Source organism: Acinetobacter sp. XH1741 (assembly GCF_041021895.1).
Taxonomy (GTDB): Bacteria; Pseudomonadota; Gammaproteobacteria; order Pseudomonadales; family Moraxellaceae; genus Acinetobacter.
Map to the genome: position 1 here is coordinate 1,563,941 of NZ_CP157428.1, position 16,807 is coordinate 1,580,747.

A 16,807-nucleotide genomic window follows, 5' to 3' on the forward strand; every position below is an offset into this window, starting at 1 on the left:
CAAAAGGTGCCTAAAGGGCACCTTTTATGTATGGGTAAGCTAAATTAAGTAATTTAGATTGTGCTTGAGCATTGGGGTGAATCAAGTCATTTTGCATAAGCTGTTTTTGACCAGCAATGCCATCAAGAAAAAACGGGAGTAATTTCACCTGATATTTCTGGCTGACAGTTTTGTAGTTATTTTCAAATGCTTTGCTATAAGCAGACCCATAGTTTGGCGGAATTTTCATGCCAAAAAGAATAACCTGAGCTTTTTGTTTTTGGCTTAATTGAACCAGTTGAGATAGATTTTGCTGAATCATTTGTGGTGGTTGTCCGCGCAAGCCATCATTTCCACCTAACTCAATGACCACAATCTCTGGTTTATGCGTCTGTAAAAGTTTAGGTAATCTTGCCAAGGCGCCACTAGTCGTTTCACCACTCATACTTGCATTGACCACTTTATGCTGTTTGGGATACTGTTGGTCTAAACGTTTTTGTAGTAATTGTACCCAACCTTGTTTAGGGTCTATTCCATAGCCGGCACTAATACTATCTCCTAAAATTAAAATAGTTTTTGCCGAGACCAACATAGGCAACATGCTTAATGAGATGAGCAAGAGGCTTTTAGAACCAAACAAAAAAGATTTATACATTTGTCTTCGACCCGAATACTAAAATATATAGGACTGATTACATCATGCCACAACCCATCATTGCTGCCCATCAAGTTACACAAACTATTCAGATTAATCAAAATCAATTTACGATTTTAAAAAATATTGATTTAGACATTTATGAAGGTGAGCAGGTAGCAATTACGGGTCGTTCAGGTTCTGGTAAATCGACACTATTGGGGATTTTAGCAACGTTAGATCAACCGTCTGAAGGTGAGGTTTGGTTATGCGGTCAGGCAGTACACCAGTTGACAGAAGAACAGCGTGCTCAAATTCGAATGCAGCATATTGGTTTTGTATTTCAGTCTTTCCAGCTTTTACCACAGTTGAGTGCACTTGAAAATGTGATGTTACCGCTTCGGTTACGCAAAGACTTTGAGTATAAAGTGGCTGAACAAAAAGCATTGGAGTGGTTACATCGAGTGGGTTTAAGTCGCCAGGCAGAGCAAACCCCTAAAGTCCTCTCTGGGGGAGAACAGCAACGTGTTGCAATTGCCCGTGCATTAATTGCAGAGCCGCAAATTATTTTTGCCGATGAACCTACCGGAAATTTAGATAGTCAAACAGCACAAGAAATTGAAGGTTTGCTTTTTGATTTAAATCGAGAGCTTGGTACGACGCTGATTTTAGTCACGCATGACCGTAATTTAGCGGCGCTTTGCCAACGTCATATTGAACTAGATGGCGGTCAATTAAAGACAGTGCAGGGTGGCTAAAATATGCGTAATTTACTTAAGCCACTTTTGCTACAGAGTTTTCGTACAGGTGGGCTTTATTTACTTATTATTGCGCTTTCACTTGCGATTAGCGCAACAACCGCTCTCAAGTTCAGTAATGATCAGGTTAAAAATGCGGTAAGTCTGCAAGCGTCACAAATGTTAGCAGCCGATCTAGTTCTATCAAATAATGAGCCGATAGACTCAAAATGGAAAAAAGAGGCAGAAAAACTTGGTTTAAAACAAACCAATGTGATCATGTTTAGTTCTATGGCGCATACTCAAGATCAGTTTGTCATGGTCAATGTAAAAGCGATAGAACCTGCATTTCCATTAAGAGGACATCTTGATATTGCTCCTCGTGTTCATAGCATTCAGCCGGGCCAAGTATGGTTGAGTCAGAGAGCAGCCGATTTACTGAAAGTTAAACTAGGAGATGCTGTATCTATTGCTGATGCAGAATTTCGCTTTAGCGGTCTTATTGTACGAGATTCAAATCAAGAGTTGGGTTTTTCTGGGTTTTCGCCTACCGTTATTATTCATCAGGCAGACATTGCTAAAACCCATGCAATTCAAACTGGAAGTAGAATCGATTATCGACTATTAATGTCTGGTCAACCTGAACAGGTTCAGAACTTTAGTAAGCAATTTAAACAACAACATAAACCTGTAAATGATCAGGAAGAAGCCACAGGTTTACGGTTACGGGATGCTAGTGAATCAAATAGTAGATTATTACGTCCACTTGAGAACCTCGATACCTTTTTACAACTTGCCAATATTTTAACGATTTTATTGTGTGGTATTGCGATTGCTTTAACGAGTCAACGTTACGTTCAGCAAAACCAAGATCATATTGCTTTAATACGTTGTTTAGGGGCCAGTAAGTTTCAAATTTTATGGGCCTATATTGGGTTGCTTTGTGTTGTTAGCGCAATTTCAATTGGAATAGGTAGCCTGTTAGGCGTCATCATGGGCTATGGCTTGCTCGAACTCATGCTACAACTGATTCCGCAATTAGAATTAAGTTTCTCAGTCGTCGGCTTTTTACTTGGCCCATTACCGATTGCTATTTTTACCAGTGTGATTGTGCTCCTTGGATTTATTCTGCCAAGCATTTGGGAGCTTCTAAATACACCACCTATTCGTGTCATTCGAGAGCAGGCAAAATCCCGAAAATCATTATTCTTTATGTTTTTTGCAGGGATCAGCAGTCTAGTTATTTTTAGCTTGGTTTTAAGTGAAAACTTAATGCTTAGTATTTGGGTGTTAACTGCCATTATTGTGCTTTGTATTTCGCTTTACCTCGTTGTTTGGCTATTGCTTCGTAGTTTAAAAAAGATGAAAACCCGTTTGTCTTTTTATATTCGTTCTCCCTCTCAAAGTGCCTTGCAAATTACAGCTTTGGCTTTGGGATTAAGCCTCATTACGGTATTAAGCGTACTAAGAACAGATTTATTAGAGCGGTGGCAACAGCAGTTACCAGAGGGCACACCTAACCAGTTTGTTTATGGTTTGCCTCCATTTGTAGTAACAGATTTTGAGCAACAGTTAAAGCAACATGGTTGGCAAAGCACGCCGCTATACCCCAATGTTCGTGGGCGCTTACTTACAAAGAATGATGTTCCTTTCTCGGAAGATGCAATAAAACAAAATAACTCCTTACGTCGTGAATTAAATTTAACTCAATCAAACACCCTACCAAGTGACAATGTCATTACAAAAGGCCAAGCTGGTTTTAACGCTGTAGGACAAGTTTCAGTCGAGGAAAAAACTGCTGAAAGTCTAGGCATCCAAATTGGAGATAAGCTTACCTTTGGTCTGCCAGACGGTACCTTGCAGGCTAAAGTCGTAAACTTCAGGAGTGTTGAATGGGAAAGTTTTAGCCCTAATTTTTTCTTTATTTTTTCACCTAAAACATTCGATGAAAATGCTGGAAGTTATTTGGGTAGTTTTTATGTGCCAAAACCAGATCAACCTAAAATGATTAGTATCATTCAGCAGTTTTCCAACACAGTGTTTATTGACGTTGACCGTATTTTGGATGAAGTGAAGCGCTTAATGAATGTAATAGTCAAAATTGTGACTGTACTAGCAGCATTAGTAGGCTTTTCTGGAATATTGGTATTAATTGCTTGTTTAAATTTATTAATGGATGAGCGCCGTCGAGAAGTCGCTTTGTTACGTTCATTTGGTTTATCTAAAAATAAAATGAAGCACATGCTCAGTTTTGAAATTGGCTTTTTAGGGTTATTAGCAGGCATTGTTGCCTGCTGTTTTGCCGAGGTAATTAGTGCAATTGCAAGTTATAAAATGAACATGGCTCTACAATCGCATATCGAAATATGGTTGATTCTACCTCTTGCCATGATGCTACTTTGCGCCCTGATCGGTCGATATCGACTAGGTTATTTGTGTAACTTACCGCCATTACAAAGCTTACGGGAGCTAAACCAGATTTAAATTAGGGAAGCATTTCCGGGTTCTGGATTAAAACTTCATGCCAAAGCGGAAGTAATGGAGAGTTGAGCTGATTACAGTAAATATAGAATCCGACCGTAATGAAAAGTGCTCCGAGTAGCCCTAAAAATTTTAAGGTCATACTAAGTTTGGTACGGTAACTTAAATACCAAATCAGAGCGAGGAATGCGCCAATAATCATCCCGCCGACATGAGCAGCATTATTAATCCCTGTTGCGACAAAACCGAAAATCAGGTTAATCGCCATAATCATTAAGAGTGCTTTTTTGTCGAGTAGATAGGCTTGATGAGGCAATGGTGGAAATAATGAAAGGACTGTTAACGCAGCGCCTAGGCCCATCACCGCACCCGAAGCGCCTGCACTCACGTGAGGAAGTAAGCTCTGATCAAAATGCTGTAGTAGTTCATGCCCATGTTGAATGTTGATATAGCTGCTTAAAAGGCTGCCAAATAGGCCAGCAAGCAAATATAGGCCGATAAAATATAGTCGGCCAAATAATGCTTCAGCGACATTACCAAAGATATATAAGGCCCACATGTTAAGCATAAGGTGAATGATACCAAAATGAAAAAACATGCTGGTGAACAAACGTTCTGGCTGTCCAGTAAAAGTAAGTGGTGTAAAATCTGCACCCCAGTGAAGGGCATCTTTTATGGCCGGGTCACTAATGTCGACACCAGATAAGATTTGGCAGATAAACAAAGCAACATTAATCGAAATCAGTAGGGCGGTCAGCCACCAAGCTTGTACATTGAGTTTACGATTAATGTGCGGAGGCTGAGATTGAGTCATGCTATGCTTTTGTTATATATGAACATGCTTTACAGCTTAACATGAAAAAAGTTGAATACAGGAGATCAAGACGAACATGAAAGCTTTTATTGTTCGCGTGTTGTTAATTTTTATTGGGGCAATTCTTCTTATTCAGCTTTGGATTTTTTCAAGTTTAGTCTGGTGGCGTACACATGAAGTTGATACCACCATGTTTATGCGAATTGATTATTGGTCAGATACCTCTAAACCAATTATTCATGAATGGCGTGACTATGATGATATTAGCGACAATTTTAAGCATGCGATTTTGGCGGCCGAAGATGCAAAATTTATCCACCATCACGGTTTTGACTGGAATGGTATTCGTTTTGCGCTAGAGCGCAATAATGAAGAAGGGGAAGTTGTTGCTGGTGGTTCTACCGTATCTCAACAACTTGCAAAGAACTTATTTTTATATAATAAACGCTCTTTCATTCGTAAGGGCCAAGAAACCGTAGCGACTTGGATGATGGAGCGAATGTGGTCAAAACACCGAATTCTTGAGGTATATATGAACTCGGTTGAATTTGGCAAACATTTATATGGTGTTGAAGCTGCTGCTCAATATTATTATGGTAAAAGTGCCAAAAGTTTAACGAGAGAACAAGCTGCCTTTTTAGCAGCGTTATTGCCTGATCCAAAATATTATCAAGATCATCACGATGATCGTAAACTACAATATAGAAAACGCATTATTTTACGTTATATGAATAGCACCCCAATTCCTGATTAATGCTGTGTTAAATATGTGTTATTTTTTTAGTGTTTATCAAATTGACATAATTTTGCAGCATACTGGTTTGCAGAGATTTTGGTTGGAAAGAGATAGAGTTAGACATGAATACAGCGATTACAGCAACGACCCCAACAGAATATAGTTATAACGACCGTTATATTAATCGTGAATTGTCTATTCTTGACTTTCATTTGCGTGTATTAGAGCAAGCTGTAGACCCTTTACATCCATTACTTGAGCGAATGAATTTCTTACTCATTTTTTCGCGTAATTTGGATGAGTTCTTCGAAATTCGTGTAGCTGGAGTCATGGAGCAATTTGCTCTGGGCAACGAAAGTCGAAGTCCAGATGGTTTAACGCCAAGACAGGTCTTACAAAAAATCTCTGAAACTGCTCACGCTGCAATTGAGCGTCAATACCGTATTTTAAATGAAGAAATTTTACCTAAACTCCGTGAAGAAGATATTTGCTTTTTACGTCGTGGTGAGTTGACACCAGCGCAATCTGCTTGGGTGAAAAAATACTTTCAAGAACAAGTTGCACCTGTTTTAACACCCATTAGCTTAGATCCGGCTCACCCATTTCCACGTTTAGTTAACAAAAGCCTTAACTTCATTGTGACCTTAGAAGGTAAAGATGCGTTTGGCCGTCAGATTGATTTAGCAGTAGTACCAGCGCCGCGCTCACTACCACGTGTTGTACGATTACCGGATGAGTTAACAGGTGGAAAAGAGCACCATGTCATGCTGTCTGCAATTATTCATGAACATGTATCTGACTTATTCCCAGGTATGACTGCAACTGGATGTTATCAATTTCGTGTTACGCGTAATGCAGACTTGGCTCTCAATGAAGATGTTGAAGATTTAGCAAAAGCTTTAAAAGGTGAGTTGAGTTCACGTCGATTTGGCCGTGCAGTTCGTTTAGAAGTGACTCATAACTGTCCAAAGCATATTTATGAGTATTTACTTGAAGAGTTCGATTTAAACGAAGAACAATTATATAAAGTTGATGGTCCTGTGAACTTGGCACGTTTAGTGTCCAACTTTAAGCGTCCTCATTTACGTTATGACTCACATACACCAGTCGTACCGAAAGTGTTTAAAAAAACCGAGAGTATTTTCTCGGCAATGCAAAAACAGGATATTTTGCTTCATCATCCCTTTGAGTCATTCGCTCCGGTTATTCAGTTACTACGTGAAGCTGCGCGTGATCCACAAGTACTTGCAATTAAACAGACGCTTTATCGTAGTGGTGCCGACTCTGAAATTGTGCAGATTTTGGCAGAAGCAGCACGTAATGGAAAAGAAGTAACAGCAGTCATTGAATTGCGTGCCCGTTTTGATGAGGAATCAAATATTGAGGTGGCAAATGTACTTCAAGAAGCAGGAGCAGTCGTTGTTTACGGTATTGTAGGTTATAAAACCCATGCCAAAATGATTATGGTGGTACGCCGTGAAAACAATAAATTGGTGCGTTATGTTCATTTAGGCACAGGTAACTACCATGCCATGAATGCCCGTATTTATACCGATTATGGCCTCATGACGACCGATAAAGACTTGTGTGAAGATGTACATCGTATCTTCCAAGAGTTAACCGGTATGGGCAAAATGGCAAAACTGAAAAAGTTACTCCATGCGCCATTTACTTTGCATGCTCAACTCATTAATTTTATTGATGAAGAAATAGCCAATGCAAAAGCCGGTCGTAAAGCTCAAATTATTGTGAAGGTCAATGCATTAACTGAAGTTCAGCTCATTAATAAACTGTATGAAGCTTCTCAAGCAGGAGTACAGGTAGATCTCATTATTCGTTCGATTTGTTGCTTACGTCCAGGCTTACCAAATTTATCGGAAAATATTCGTGTACGTTCGATTGTAGGGCGTTTCCTTGAGCATACCCGAGTTTATTATTTTAGTAATAACGGTGATGCACGTATTTATTGCTCAAGTGCAGACTGGATGGATCGTAACTTATTCAATCGTGTTGAAGCATGTTTCCCAATTGAAGATCCTGCGTTGAAAAAACGTATTTATCAGCAAGGCCTTCTTAATTATTTGCAAGACAATCAGCAAGCTTGGTTATTACAAGGGGATGGTACTTGGGTACGTGCGCAGCCTGCTGAGGGTGAAAAATTACATAATGCTCAAAGAGTACTATTAGAAACATTTAAATAAAACTTAATATTAAAAAGCCGACTTCATGTCGGCTTTTTAATTGCTTGAAATTCATAATAATTTAATGTGCTTTCTCAAATGGTTGCAGGATATACGATAATAATTTGAATCACCGCAATATGTTTTAAAAATATGTGATTCTTTGCATAAAACATTGAATTTAAAAAATATACAAATTAAGTGAAATCTACTTTAATACGCGCCATTAAATATACTTAACTTTGGTAAGTGAATAATATGCAAGGCTTTATTAAAAGTTTATTTATTAGAATATTTTTGGGGATAATGCCAGTGACTGCCTATGCAGATCAAAAGTGCTATGGAGATATTATTGTTTTTCATAAATATGATGATCAAATGATATATCCCTACTTTGTACAACCTTCTAAGGAAAAAAATAAGAAAAATGAAACACAAAACAAGGTAATAACTGTCCAGAAAAGAAAATCTACTCAAGATGAATTAGTAGCACAAAAGAAAGTTGAAGATAGTCAATTTAAAAAAATAGATGAAAAGAAAAATCTTGAGAATAAAAAACAACTTGATGCAGCGGTGGCGAAAGAAATTTTAGAAAATGGCGAAAAAAAATGGATGGTACAAGTTGCATTGGCACCTAATCAAAATAAAGCAAATATGATCCAGTCTCAATTGCAGGCGAAAGGATATAAGATTGTGACTAGCCCAACCACAAAAGGAATACGAGTCATGGTAGACCCAGCCAATGACTATGCGATTGCACAGATCATTCGAGAAAAAATAATTTCAGATGAGAGCTTGGATTTGAAATCAGCTTGGGTCTTTAAATGGGCATCTTTAACAGCACAGTAAAAGAAAAAGGAGTCCGAAGACTCCTTTTTTTTATTCATGTAAATTTGTAGTAATTTTCTGCATGATTTGCAGCAGTACATCAAACTCGCTTTGTAATGGCGTACTTTTACGAGTAACAAGTGCCAAAGTACGACTTGGTGCATCTTCAATTGGTTTTGCAGTAATTTGATCATTAAACTTGATCATACTATTTTCAATTGCGATTTCTGGTAAAAGCGTAAAACCTAAATTAGAAGAAACCATCTCGACTAATGTTGGTAATGAACTTGCTTTTAAGCGGTTATCATTTTTACGCTCACCAATTGGACAAGCACTTAATACGTGGTCACGTAAACAGTGGCCTTCTTCAAGCAAAATAAGACGCGACAAATCAAGGTCATCAAGTGAATTTGCTTGAAGTGCATTCGTATCTTGTTTACTGCAAACAAGATATAAATTTTCTTTTGAAATTTCAGCTACTTTTAGACTTCTTGTGTCAAAAGGTAGGGCAAGGACGATCATGTCCAAATTACCATGTTCTAAGCGCTCTACAATTTTCTCACTTTGAGCTTCATGTAAATGCAACTGAATCTTTGGTAATTGCTGATGCACCTCATCAAGTAACCGTGTCAGGATGAAAGGTGCAATTGTTGGAATAACACCCAAATGAAGATCACCAGTTAATGGTTCACTCATTTCACGGCTTAAACGCATTAAATCTTGAGCATCTGCTAGCAGTACACGGGCTCGAGCAACGACTTGCTCACCCAACGGCGTTAAACGCACATTCTGACGGTCACGCTCAACCAGAACGCCACCTAGTAGCCGTTCCAGCTCCATAATGCCGCCCGATAAAGTCGATTGGGTAACAAAAGAGCGGCGTGCTGCTTCAGTAAAATGCAAAGTTTCCGACAACGTAACTAAATATGATAGCTGTCTTAGTGAGGGTAATGCAGCCATAGTGTCCTAGTATGATGATTTAAAATGATGCGCAAATAAACCGCTAAGCTGTGGAATAAAATGGGCAGGGATATCATGCCCCATTCCATCAATTAATTCAAACTTAGCACCGGAAATTGCTTTTGCTACAGCCTTACCATGACTAGGTGGAAGTAAGCGGTCACGAGAGCCATGTAAGACTAAAGTAGGTTGCTTAATTTCACGGTCCAGTTGAAGTAAGGAACCTGTACATAATATTGCTAAAAACTGTTGAAGTACACCAGCAGGATAATAGCTACGTTGATAAAGTTTTCGTGCAGTTTGAATAGCTTCAATATGATTAATATAACCAGGTGAGCCAATCAATTGAAATAATTTTAAGCTGTGGTTAACAATCCCTTCTTCATCACGTGATTCTGGTTTGCCAATCAAGCTTAAAAGTTGTTTAGGAAATGGAGGAGGTAGAAATGGCTGATTATTACTTGTAAACATCAAACCGAGTTTTTCTACTCTTTCTGGATATTTTGCAGCAAGAATTTGTGCAATCATCCCGCCCATGGAAGCCCCAATGACATGTACTTTGTTTACTCCTAAACGGTCAAGGAGCATAGATACATCATCTGCCATATCGTACAAGGTATACGGCGCGCCCTGATTACTGAGTCCTAAAGCAAAGCGGCCCATCAACTTCATGGTATTTAAACGTTTACCCTGATGACGTACTTTCGAAGAAAGGCCAATATCGCGGTTATCAAAACGAATAACACGGAAACCTTGGTCAATGAGTGATTTGCAGAAAAAGTCCGGCCAAAAAAGCATTTGGGCACCTAAGCCCATAATAAGCAAAATGGTTGGATTTTCTGGTTTTCCACCTACTTCAACATGTAACTCAATCCCATTGCCTAAGTTGACTTTGGTTTCTTGCATAAAGGGAGTGTACGGTGAAATACTAAATTGTAAGGCGCTATTCATGTTATTCATTCCTTGAGGGAATACTCAAATTATGAGTATTCCTGTTTTAAACCTTATGCTTGGGCAGGAATAAGATCTGGAACAAGCTTAGTTAAAGTTAAACGTTGTTTGCCTGCTGTTGCACCTAACAATACAAAGCCACGCAATGTTCCTTCATTGTCAATTGCTTTAGCAAGCATACCATCGTCGTACTCTTCCGTTTCCCAATTTACGTCAACATCAACCGGAGCAGGTAAAACCGTAAGTGGGGCAGCCGGAGTTTTTACTGCAACTGGCATAGCAGGATAATGTACAGCTGTTTGTTGCCCGCTTAACGTTTTTGCTAAAGCACGAGCTTGCTGCATAATCGGCATGACATATGGAAGCAGGGTACCATTTACCTCTGCACAGTCCCCAATGGCATAAATATCTGCTTGATTCGTTTCAAGCAAGCTATTGGTAATCACACCACGGCTAGTGTGAATATTTGCACTTTGAGCAAGAGATATATTGGGTTGTAAACCAATCGCGGAAAGTACGATGTCAGCTACCAAAGTTTGACCATTTGCCAATGTAACTGCGTAGTCTTCGCCATTATTAATTTTATTTACTTTTTCAACGGTTGTGCCTAAGGCAAACTTAACACCAGCTTGTTCAAGATTTTGCTGGAATGCTGAAGCAATGTGTGTCGGCAATAAACGACCTAATGGTTGAGGTGCTAAATCAATTACTGTTATATCGTGTTCACTATGAAGTAAGTCGTTGGCAAATTCACAACCGATTAAACCAGCACCCAAAATCACAACGCGCTTGTCTTTGCGCTTTTCTAGATTTTCACGGAAGGTACGATAATCAATGAGTGAGTTAACAACATGGATATCATCACTACCATCACCAGCAATTGCTAGACGAATGGGGTTAGCACCGATAGCCAAAACTAATTTTGAATAGGGTTGCTTCGACGTTACGCCGTCTTTTTCTAAAACCAGCTCATGACGCTCAGCTAAAATTTCTTTTACCCAAGTAAATGGCTCAATACGCATATTGAGTTGAGTACCCATTTTAGCAGCATCACCTAAAGGAATTTGTTCTGGTGCTTTTTTACCTGCAAATGCGTTTGATAACGTTGGTTTTGCATAGTTCACTGCATCATCCGCACAAATCATCACAAGTTCTTGCTCGGGGCTAAGCTTACGAAACTCACGTGCTAAGGTATAACCCGCCATGCCTGATCCGATAATGACGATAGGATGCATTTTTCTCTCCAGAGTTAGAATTATTTATTGAATACAGTGATTGGGAATATTCGTAAAAAAGACCATGTTGATCATGGCCTTTTACTTTAAGTTCTTAGATTTCGATCATTTCAAAGTCAGCTTTTGAAACGCCACAATCAGGGCAAGTCCAGTCATCAGGGATATCTTCCCATTTTGTTCCTGCTGCAATGCCGTCTTGTGGCCAACCTTCTGCTTCATCATAAATCCATCCACAAACGATACATTGATATTTTTTCATGAGACTCTCCGCACTGATAAGTTTGCTCAAAGCTGCCTTTCAGTAAAACTATTCCATCTATTAATAATGTAACTACGATCCGTTCAATAATAACTAATGTAGCTTTGATCGGATATCAAATTTTTACGCAGTTATACATTTAAAGTAAAGCACATAAGGGAGTTTAATCATTCATAAGCAAAGATGAATGGCATATCAAGACAAATAAGTGGTTATTTAGGCAAAACTTCAACATAAATATCTAATAAAGAAAATATTTTTATGAATTTATTAATGAAAGAACGCTGTAAGTGATATGAAGGGTTACAAAAAGATCAAAGCATTCATATAAATAATCCATCTAAAAACGTAATCTGATTAATAAGTAGACAGATAAATTGATATTTATATAAATCGAGAAATCTAGTGAACACTTAAGTAACAAAGGATAAGGATATCGAATATGGAAACTTTAATATATGAAGTAGAAATTGAAGCACCCATAGAAAAAGTATGGGACATACTTTGGAATAGTGAAACATATAATGCTTGGACGAAATTTTTTGCTCCTAGCTCTTCAATGCATACCGACTGGCAAGTAGGTGGAAAAACGTATTTCCTTGATGGAGAAGGGAATGGCATGGTTTCCACAATCGATGAAATGAAAAAGCCTGAGATTTTGATTTTTAAACACTTAGGAATGATTAAAGATGGTAAAGAAGACTTGGAAAGTGAAGAGGTGAAAGTATGGAGCGGTTCACTAGAGAAATATTATTTAAGCCAAAAAAATGGCGTAACCATTTTGAAAGTTGAAATAGCCACCTTACCTGAATATATCGGCATGTTAAAAAGTGGCTTTGTCCAAGGTTTTGAAGCTGTTAAATACATTGCAGAACAGAATTAATTCATAAGGTTTAATTTTTTAGTCTGAATGATTGAAGTCTATAAATAAGGTTATGCAAAGTATTTTTTATGAATTTTTATAATCAGATCATTCAGGCGAGACGGATAAGCAAGACGATGATGGCCGCCTTCATATGTTTCTATTGTCATATAAGGTGAAAGCTTTTCTTGTACTTGATACATATCAAGTTGCTCATCTCCTAACTCTAAATAAGCCATTTTAGGATTAGAATGATCCAAGTCTTCATCACAAAGGTGAGGATAATCACCACGAAAGTTAGGAGTAAGGCTAGGGTTGGCAACAACAACAGCTAATTTATGTTGAGCAGCAGTTTTTAAAGCCCAGTAACCACCAAGGCTATGACCGACCAATAAATCAGGTTTAATGGTTTCAATCGCTTGATGATAAAAATCTTTAACTGAGGCATAACTTAAGTTACGATAATCGACGTCAATACAAAATTTTTCAGGATGTAAAATAGCATGGAACTTTGTTGATTCTCGAGAAGAATCCAAGCCATGTAAAAATAGAATTTTCATTATTTACTACACAATCTCATAGATAAAATAAAAGGCAAAAGAGGCCTTCTAAAATTGAGGTTATTTGGATTTTTTTATATTTTACTTAAAGCTAAAAAAAAATGATCTTAGCGATTGGTCTAAGTAATTTTTGTCATTCAATATAAGCTTAATGTGGACGGTTTGACTTTTTTCATTTTTGTTTCGTTGAAATCATTCGAAAAACTTCAGCAATCTGTTAAGCTATGTCACTTCATTTTTACTTAACCGAGGCAGAGATGACGCAACAAAACGCTCAATCGACTTCTGAACCAACTATTTCCGAAAACGATTTAATTGCACAGCGTCATGCCAAATTAAAGCAAATCCAAGAGGTTGCAAAGGATACTGGAAAGAGTCCTTGGCCAAATACATTCAAACGTGAACATTACGCTGCTGATCTACAAGAACAATTTAAGGATCAGTCGAAAGAACAAATCGAAAGCGCTGAACATGTTTATGTAAAAGTTGCTGGCCGTGTCATGCTAAACCGTGGTTCTTTTATGGTTATCCAAGACATGACTGGCCGTATCCAGTTATACGTTGACCGTAAAGGTTTACCTAAAGACATACTCGAAACAATTAAAGGTTTGGACCTAGGCGATATTATTGCCGCTGAAGGTTATATTGGCCGTTCTGGTAAAGGTGACTTATATGTTCACTTAGAAGGTTTTGAACTTCTTACAAAATCACTTCGTCCATTACCAGATAAATTCCATGGTCTGAATGATACAGAAGTTAAGTACCGTAAACGTTACCTTGACTTAATTGTAAATGAAGAAACACGTAAAACTTTTGAAATCCGTGCCAAAGTGGTTGCAGGTATTCGCGCATTTTTAAACAATGAGCGTTTTATGGAAGTGGAAACGCCAATGATGCATGTGATTCCAGGTGGTGCATCTGCACGTCCATTCGAAACACATCATAATGCTTTGGATATGCCGTTATTCTTGCGTATCGCACCTGAACTTTATTTAAAGCGTTTGGTTGTTGGTGGTTTTGAACGTGTGTTTGAAATTAACCGTAACTTCCGTAATGAAGGGGTATCAACGCGTCATAACCCTGAATTTACAATGATTGAGTTTTATCAGGCATATGCTGATTATAAAGACTTGATGGCTTTAACTGAAAACATGCTTGAAAAGTTAGCTCTTGATATTTTAGGTACAACTGATGTGCCTTACCAAGGCGAAGTATTCAGTTTTAAAGGGCCATTCAAAAAAATCTCTATGTTTGATGCGATTTTAGAAAATAACCCTCAATTTACGCCAGAAAATGTAGGTGACCGTGAATTCCTTGCAAAATTTGTTCGTGAGGAATTAAAAGAACAAGTTAAACCTGGTTTTGGTTTAGGTAAGCTTCAAACAATTGTATTTGAAGAAACTGTTGAAACTAAACTTCGTCAACCTACCTTTATTACTGAATACCCAGCGGAAACTTCTCCACTGGCTCGCCGTAATGATGATAATCCACACATTACTGATCGTTTTGAATTCTTCATCGGTGGTCGTGAATTGGCAAATGGCTTTAGTGAGTTAAATGACCCGATTGATCAGGCTGAACGTTTCCAAGCTCAGGTAGAGGAAAAAGATGCAGGTGATGATGAAGCAATGCATTACGATGCAGAGTTTGTTGAAGCGCTTGAATATGGTTTACCGCCAACAGCTGGTGAAGGTATTGGTATTGACCGTTTGGTTATGCTTTTTGCTGATGCACCGAGTATTCGTGATGTAATTTTGTTCCCGCATATGCGTCGTAAAGAAGGTTAATTTAATCTTCAAAATAAAAAAGGCAGTTTATACTGCCTTTTTTATTAACTATTTATATATAAAAAACACTTAAATTATAGAAAACTTAAAGCCCCGTTAAAAAATGTAATTGCACAGTTTAACAATTGCAAAATTGTGATAAAAAAATTAATGTGTTGCTCATAAATAACTTTGAGAATTGTGCTGACATGTTTTTAAGAAAAACACTTTCAATTGCATTATTAGCGGCTGCCTCATCAGCTGTTTTTGCACAAGGTTTAGTGTTAAATGATGCGAATTTACGCGCAGATTTAAACTGGTTAAATCAACAGGGTGTCATTCAAATCAGCACCTCAACTTGGCCATTGAGTGGGGATGAAATTCAGCGTGCCTTATCTCAGGCTAAAATTAATAATAATGCGCAGCAAAAAGTTGTTGATTCAGTAAAGCATGCTTTAGATGCTGATAATGAAACTGTGAAGCTTGGTGTGTTTGCTGAAACTGATCCAAAAGCAATGCCACATACTTTTGCTGATCAACAAAATGCAAAATATCAGATTTCTGCAGAGTTTAATGCAGGAGGAGAAAATTGGGATGCCAAACTCCGTGTCAATGCAGAAGATAAATTACTTATTAAGAACAACCATAAAGTAAATGTTGAGGGGTCATATTTAGCAGGGAAATTTTGGAATCAATGGGTGATTGCTGGACAAGTTCCAACCTATTGGGGGCCTGCACATGATGGTAGTTTGATTCGAGGAGATGCAAGTCGTCCTGTGTATGGTGTGACCATGCAACGTGCTGTACAAGACGCTTTTGAAACAAAATGGTTATCTTGGATTGGACCTTGGCAATATCAATTATTTGCTGGTCGATTACAGGATTACCAATCTGATCCTGGAGTTAAATTACTGGGCATGCGTTTGACTGCACAGCCTTTACCTTATCTAGAATTAGGTGCATCTCGAGCAATACAATTTGGCGGTGGCGATCGTCCTGAAAACTGGGACCGTTTCTGGAAAGCAATAGCTGGCCATGACAATGTACAAGATGGTAGTGAAGATCCATCAAATCAATTAGGTGGATTTGATGCCCGTTTATCTTTACAGCCTTTATTGCAGATCCCTGTAAGTATATATGGACAGATGATTGGTGAAGATGAAGCAGGTTATTTGCCTGCAAAATGGATGTATCTTGCAGGTACAGATTTTTCATCAGTTTATAAAAATATGCCATATCAGCTGTATGCAGAATGGGCTGATACTCGTACAAATCTCGGAGAGAAAACTGGAATTTCTTATACACATTATGTATATCATGATGGCTTTTACCAACAAGGTTTTCCATTAGGCCATGGTATGGGTGGTGATGGTCAAATGTATTCAGTTGGCGGTAATATCAGCTTTGATACGATGAATCGTTTAAGTGGACGTGTTCTCTATGCCAAACTTAATCCTTTAAGCCTTGCTGTCAATCAGGCTTTTCCTGAGAAGGATACAATTAAAGGCTTAGACTTGACTTGGACACATTATATAAAACCAACACTTCCATTAAAAATTAATGGTTGGATAACAGACTCAGATCGTAATGGTCGAGATAATGGCGTTTCTGTAGGTGTTGAAATTCCATTAGAACGTAAAATGTTTGGTTTTTAAGACCTAAATAGTGCTTAGAAAGAGAGAAGCTAGAATGGCTTCTCTTTTTTATTGTATTTACAGAAATCTAAAGATGAGATGGTGATTTGCCTCAGTTAATGATGCGAGCTAGGATGAATGGGTTAGTTATGCAAATCAGTATTTTACATTTATATGATGAATTTGAATAT

At 38.1% G+C, this 16,807-nt stretch carries 15 protein-coding genes; 8 read left to right on the plus strand and 7 right to left on the minus strand.

The window, feature by feature from the left end; genetic code table 11:
- Nucleotides 1–10: 10 nt before the first annotated feature.
- Nucleotides 11–634 carry an arylesterase gene (locus ABLB96_RS07545; protein ID WP_348896042.1) on the minus strand — a complete coding sequence of 208 codons (624 nt, stop codon included), beginning with the start codon at nt 632–634 and terminating at the stop codon, nt 11–13.
- A gap of 44 nt (nt 635–678) precedes the next feature.
- Between ABLB96_RS07545 and ABLB96_RS07550 the strand changes: the two genes are divergently transcribed.
- Together ABLB96_RS07550 and ABLB96_RS07555 are read left to right on the plus strand one after the other, a co-directional pair.
- The gene (locus ABLB96_RS07550; RefSeq protein ID WP_348896041.1) at nt 679–1,371 is read left to right on the plus strand and encodes an ABC transporter ATP-binding protein; all 693 of its coding nucleotides are present in this window, start codon (nt 679–681) and stop codon (nt 1,369–1,371) included.
- Nucleotides 1,372–1,374: 3 nt separating this feature from the next.
- Complete coding sequence (locus ABLB96_RS07555) at nt 1,375–3,834, plus strand: FtsX-like permease family protein (protein WP_348896040.1); 2,460 nt, start codon at nt 1,375–1,377, stop codon at nt 3,832–3,834.
- A gap of 1 nt (nt 3,835) precedes the next feature.
- Here ABLB96_RS07555 and ABLB96_RS07560 read toward each other — a convergent pair whose 3' ends face one another.
- The gene (locus ABLB96_RS07560) at nt 3,836–4,645 is read right to left on the minus strand and encodes a rhomboid family intramembrane serine protease (protein WP_348896039.1); all 810 of its coding nucleotides are present in this window, start codon (nt 4,643–4,645) and stop codon (nt 3,836–3,838) included.
- Nucleotides 4,646–4,721: 76 nt separating this feature from the next.
- Here ABLB96_RS07560 and mtgA point away from each other — a divergent pair, with 76 nt between their 5' ends.
- From mtgA to ABLB96_RS07575, 3 genes are all read left to right on the plus strand, one after another.
- Nucleotides 4,722–5,399 (plus strand): monofunctional biosynthetic peptidoglycan transglycosylase, encoded by a 678-nt coding sequence (gene mtgA / locus ABLB96_RS07565; RefSeq protein ID WP_348896038.1) that lies wholly within the window; start codon nt 4,722–4,724, stop codon nt 5,397–5,399.
- Nucleotides 5,400–5,503: 104 nt separating this feature from the next.
- Nucleotides 5,504–7,582 carry a polyphosphate kinase 1 gene (gene ppk1, locus ABLB96_RS07570; RefSeq protein WP_348896037.1) on the plus strand — a complete coding sequence of 693 codons (2,079 nt, stop codon included), beginning with the start codon at nt 5,504–5,506 and terminating at the stop codon, nt 7,580–7,582.
- A 237-nt stretch (nt 7,583–7,819) separates the two neighbouring features.
- Entirely contained in the window at nt 7,820–8,410 is a 591-nt protein-coding gene (locus tag ABLB96_RS07575; RefSeq protein WP_348896036.1) for an SPOR domain-containing protein, read from the plus strand.
- A gap of 30 nt (nt 8,411–8,440) precedes the next feature.
- Here ABLB96_RS07575 and oxyR read toward each other — a convergent pair whose 3' ends face one another.
- The 4 genes from oxyR to rubA form a co-directional block, all read right to left on the minus strand.
- The gene (gene oxyR, locus ABLB96_RS07580; RefSeq protein WP_002054474.1) at nt 8,441–9,349 is read right to left on the minus strand and encodes a LysR family transcriptional regulator OxyR; all 909 of its coding nucleotides are present in this window, start codon (nt 9,347–9,349) and stop codon (nt 8,441–8,443) included.
- A gap of 6 nt (nt 9,350–9,355) precedes the next feature.
- The gene (gene estB, locus ABLB96_RS07585) at nt 9,356–10,300 is read right to left on the minus strand and encodes an esterase EstB (protein WP_348896035.1); all 945 of its coding nucleotides are present in this window, start codon (nt 10,298–10,300) and stop codon (nt 9,356–9,358) included.
- Between the two features lie 53 nt (nt 10,301–10,353).
- On the minus strand, nt 10,354–11,535 hold the full coding sequence (rubB, locus tag ABLB96_RS07590; RefSeq protein ID WP_348896034.1) for a rubredoxin reductase RubB: 1,182 nt from the start codon (nt 11,533–11,535) through the stop codon (nt 10,354–10,356).
- A 94-nt stretch (nt 11,536–11,629) separates the two neighbouring features.
- Nucleotides 11,630–11,794, minus strand: coding sequence for a rubredoxin RubA (gene rubA, locus ABLB96_RS07595; protein ID WP_000760495.1), 165 nt, complete (start codon nt 11,792–11,794; stop codon nt 11,630–11,632).
- Between the two features lie 442 nt (nt 11,795–12,236).
- On the opposite strand from rubA, the gene ABLB96_RS07600 reads away from it, so the two are divergent.
- Complete coding sequence (locus ABLB96_RS07600) at nt 12,237–12,677, plus strand: SRPBCC domain-containing protein (RefSeq protein ID WP_348896033.1); 441 nt, start codon at nt 12,237–12,239, stop codon at nt 12,675–12,677.
- A gap of 50 nt (nt 12,678–12,727) precedes the next feature.
- On the opposite strand, the gene ABLB96_RS07605 is transcribed toward ABLB96_RS07600, so the two are convergent.
- Entirely contained in the window at nt 12,728–13,216 is a 489-nt protein-coding gene (locus ABLB96_RS07605) for a YqiA/YcfP family alpha/beta fold hydrolase (protein WP_348896032.1), read from the minus strand.
- Nucleotides 13,217–13,473: 257 nt separating this feature from the next.
- Between ABLB96_RS07605 and lysS the strand changes: the two genes are divergently transcribed.
- On the plus strand, nt 13,474–15,003 hold the full coding sequence (lysS, locus tag ABLB96_RS07610) for a lysine--tRNA ligase (protein ID WP_348896031.1): 1,530 nt from the start codon (nt 13,474–13,476) through the stop codon (nt 15,001–15,003).
- Nucleotides 15,004–15,191: 188 nt separating this feature from the next.
- Nucleotides 15,192–16,637, plus strand: coding sequence for a capsule assembly Wzi family protein (locus tag ABLB96_RS07615; protein WP_348896030.1), 1,446 nt, complete (start codon nt 15,192–15,194; stop codon nt 16,635–16,637).
- The last annotated feature ends 170 nt before the right edge of the window (nt 16,638–16,807 follow it).